This window comes from Kocuria sp. CNJ-770, from assembly GCF_001942375.1.
Taxonomy (GTDB): domain Bacteria; phylum Actinomycetota; class Actinomycetes; order Actinomycetales; family Micrococcaceae; genus Kocuria; species Kocuria oceani.
The window spans coordinates 1-1122 of record NZ_MKJW01000067.1; the positions used below are offsets into that span (position 1 = coordinate 1).

The following is a 1122-nucleotide window of genomic DNA, read 5'->3' on the forward strand; positions in this document are numbered from 1 at the left end:
GGGCGAGCAGGTGGGCCGAGTACAGGGTCAGGGTGCGCCCGCCCATGGCGCCCAGGGTGGTCCACAGCGGGTTCGCCGGGCGAGCAGGAGGAACGCTCCCAGCACGGCCAGGCCGGTGCCCAGGTCCATGAGCAGCGTCACCGGGGTGTTGCTGTGCGGGCCGGCCGTCAGCAGCCACCACCAGGTGGAGGTCGGCAGGTCCGGGCTCGGGCCCCAGACCAGGATCTCGTCGATCTGGTCCTCGCTCAGCCAGGGGGTGTGCCGCATCAGCTGGTCGTAGCCGCCGGACTGGAGGACCAGAAGCCAGTAGGCGAACCACGCGCCGAGGGCCAGGAGCGCGCCGACCAGCACGATCCGGACCTGCACCTGGACGGCGTGCAGGTCCAGGCGGCCCAGGAGCAGCCCAGCGCAGAGGTAGCTCAGGTACGGCACGGCGGGGTAGGTGCCCGTCAGCAGCACCTGGGCCAGGAACGCCCCGGGCTCCGCCGCCAGGCTGCCCAGGGTCGGGTTGACCGCCGCGGGCTGGGGCAGGGCCGGTCCCAGGGTGTGCACGAGCAGGGGGCCGGCGACCGCGAGGACGGCCGCGCCGGCGGCCAGGGTCCGGCGCCGCAGGCCCAGCAGGGGCACGGCCAGCAGGAAGAACGCCCCGTAGTAGACGAGGATGCCCAGGGCCGGGGCCGGGGTGGGCATCAGCTCGTTGATGCCGAGCCCGACGGCGGCGATCAGCAGGGCGCGGACCACGAGCCCGGCGCGCGTGGCGGTCAGCTCCCGTCCGCGGTGCGGTGTCCGCCCGCCGGAGGAGAAGGCCAGGCTGAGCCCGGCGAGCAGGGCGAACAGCGCCGCGGCGCGGCCGCCGAACAGGGTCCACTGCACCGTGGGCGCGAAGGTCTCGGGGTCGTGGGCGGGCAGGATGTGGACGGCGATCATGCCGATCAGGGCCAGGCCGCGGGCCGCGTCCACGGCGACGAGGCGGGGCCGGCGCCCCGGCCCGCGGGGCGCGCGGTCGACGCCGGCCGTGCCGGCAGCTGTCGCGGTGGCGCCTGTCGTGCCGGCGCCTGTCGTGAGGGTGGGGGGAGCTTCGGACGGTGTGGTCATGGAGATCTCCGGGGGGCGGGAGCGCGG

General features: G+C 75.8%; 1 protein-coding gene. It reads right to left on the reverse strand.

Annotated features, from left to right (window positions below; all coding sequences use genetic code 11):
- Positions 1–27 precede the first annotated feature (27 nt).
- Positions 28–1122, reverse strand: a 1095-nt coding sequence (locus BJF77_RS03205) for a heparan-alpha-glucosaminide N-acetyltransferase domain-containing protein (protein ID WP_255396116.1), incomplete at its 5' end; no start/stop codon positions are given.